Origin of the sequence: Methylophaga sp. UBA5088, assembly GCF_002414625.1 — a bacterium.
Classification (GTDB): Bacteria; Pseudomonadota; Gammaproteobacteria; order Nitrosococcales; family Methylophagaceae; genus Methylophaga; species Methylophaga marina.
Genome location: NZ_DIAC01000043.1, coordinates 4,648 through 7,196, shown reverse-complemented (window position 1 = coordinate 7,196; position 2,549 = coordinate 4,648). Strand labels below are relative to the sequence as shown.

Genomic DNA, 2,549 nt, shown 5'->3' with positions numbered 1-2,549 from the left:
GCGCCTTGATGGTAAGTCACTCTCGCGCATCAGCGTTTGCATAAATCCAATATCGGGACGTTCCGAAATTAAACATTGGGAATTAAGATTTAAAAATAACCAAGCATCATTGGCGGGGTGTTGAGAAAAATTACAGGCATGTAATAGACGACAGGTCCTATCAAGAATCAGCTGTTGATCGGATGCCGTGTTTTTTCTCATCAATTCTTGTGGTGTCACGGGGTTCCCAGAGACATCCGCGGCACGAACCAGTCCTTCGTATCCCACAGCTTTTCGATGAGCTATGCTAAAGATTGGCTGAAAAACTGACCTCAGGCAGAGAGACTCATAAGCCGCTTCATAATGATCCTCCTTGAATGACAATTCCGTCATACCTGTTTGTACCTTTCTTGTTTGTCTGTAATGGCGTTTAAGCATTACCGTAGCCTTAATCTTAATAGGTATAGTTTTCAATTACTACCATCATCAAACTCAACCATTAATTGGCCATCCTCACCCTTCCTCATACCCTCATGAAGCCAATCAAAAACCAAAATAGGATAACGACCGACATCCGCTAACAAAATAACCATAAAACAAAACAGCCACTTCATCACTGAAGTGGCTGTGACGTTCTATTACTATTTCATCAGAACTTATGCATTTTTTTGTGGCTCAAGTAAGTTAGCCGCCGCTAAAATATTCTGAGCTAATTGGCCTAATCTCATATTCTGGTTCATGGCTGAAGTTCGCATCAGACTATAGGCTTCGTTCTCGGTGCATTTACGTTGCTCCATAATGAGGCCTTTTGCTCTATCAATAATTTTCCTATCAGCCAAAGACGTTTTTAAATCTTTCAGCTGTTTCTGCATACTTTGTACTTGTTTAAACCGAGCCATTGCCGTTCGCAAGATGGCATGGATACGATTTTCATGAAAACCATCAACGATATAAGCACTCACCCCAGCCTCAATGGCTTCTTCAATCGCTTCATCACGGTCATCGTATGTAAATATCACGATGGGCAATGGAAAGCGTTCATTAATGATCTTAAATTTACTCAGAAGCTGACTATCGCTGGTATTCATAATAGCAATAATCAAATCGGGCTCAATAGTCCACTTCAGGTTAAGTAACTGTTGCAAATTGGTGGCTTCGAAAATCACTTTATAATCTGTATTTTCAAAGACTCTTTGCAGTGTATTCATAAATTCCGTAAATTCACTGATAACTACCGTGTTAATCGTATTCGTGACTGTATTCATAGCAGCATTGCTCATATCATTCTGGTGTGTTGTTTGGAGGCATATTGAATAATGATGCTGAAAATCTTCAGCACTTCATCAATTGCCCGCGTAGAGAGAGTAAAATATTCATGACTATCCAACTTCAACTGACCTCGTTGAAGCACGTGTTTATCGACCATTTCTAGCAAAGCATCTATTTGCTGGCGAATGGCGGTTGAGGATGTTTCCAAGGAAGAAGTCAAGTCAGTGTTGTTTATTAATTTAACTTCAGACAGTAATCGTTCAGATGTGGTTTTGACTGAAATACGTAAAAACTCAAGCAAGATTCGGTCAGCAGCCAAGCACGTACCTCGAGCACAAACACCTGATCCGATTGCTCTTGTGTAGCCGAGAGTCTCTGCAACTCGTAAAGTATCAATACAAATTTCGGAAACCCGTGTACATGAGTCGAGCATCAATCGATGTAAATCGTATGCTCTCATGACCTCATCCAGCAGCATGAGCTGACCATCGATCATCAGACTATGCTGTCTGACAATATTCTGTGGCGTCAGATCCCTAGCCAAAGCGTGCTGTTTAAGCCTTGGCCAATGCTCTATGAAAGATTGCCATTGAGGAAAATCTGATAGTGATTGACTCATATCACTACCAATCAGATTGTCGATATCATTCTGTAACTGAATCATTTGTGGCAATAATTTCTCATTCCCACTGACTACCGCATTGCTTGTGCCACGATGTTTTTGGCAATGTTCAACCACCAACCGTAAATGGTTGGTTAGTAATATGCCTCGTTTAACTCGCTGTCTGAGCTGATAACGCTCAGACAGCAGTTTATAAACGATAAAAAGCATGCCAGTGACAACTACGCCACCGATGATCAATGGATACATCTTTGTTCTCCAGTGAAATTAGCTAGAACGGTGTCATTCCCAGGTTGCGAGATAGCCTGCCATAATCCCTAAAGGCGAAATCATTACCATAAAAATCAACTTCACTACTTCTTTCACTACCATCATTAAGTCAACAAAATATCCCATGACATGCTCCTTGCATTAGTGGACTCAGGTAATAAATTGCATAAGGTGTGCCAACAAAATACTTATTCAAATACAGAAACTTAGAAATTTAAGTGGTACATAAACTGCTTCAAAATGGTGTTGTTGATAGGACTGATGAACAATTCTGGTGCAGATTAAACAGGCAAAAAAAAAGCCGGGCAGTGCCCGGCTCAATGAGGAGTATTTTTTAGAACTTTAGCTGTCCGTATAACCAGAATTTATCCGTATCCACCCCACCGAATTCTTTGTCGGCATTGTAGTC

The 2,549-nt window shown here is 40.8% G+C and carries 2 protein-coding genes and 1 pseudogene; all 3 read right to left on the bottom strand.

Annotation, left to right across the window (positions count from 1 at the left end; translation table 11 throughout):
• Positions 1–417: pseudogene (locus B4K20_RS05915) on the bottom strand (hypothetical protein); the annotation flags it as partial.
• Positions 418–635: 218 nt separating this feature from the next.
• Positions 636–1,244: an ANTAR domain-containing response regulator gene (locus B4K20_RS05910; protein ID WP_289282232.1), complete on the bottom strand. Its 609-nt coding sequence runs from the start codon at positions 1,242–1,244 to the stop codon at positions 636–638.
• Between the two features lie 11 nt (positions 1,245–1,255).
• A complete protein-coding gene (locus B4K20_RS05905) occupies positions 1,256–2,119 on the bottom strand; it encodes a nitrate- and nitrite sensing domain-containing protein (RefSeq protein WP_289282231.1) in 864 nt (287 codons plus the stop codon).
• Positions 2,120–2,549 lie beyond the last annotated feature (430 nt).

Bases quoted from the DNA above. Each gene is read 5' to 3' on its own strand.
- B4K20_RS05910 (WP_289282232.1), bottom strand. From the start codon at position 1,244: ATGAATACAGTCACGAATACGATTAACACGGTAGTTATCAGTGAATTT.
- B4K20_RS05905 (WP_289282231.1), bottom strand. From the start codon at position 2,119: ATGTATCCATTGATCATCGGTGGCGTAGTTGTCACTGGCATGCTTTTT.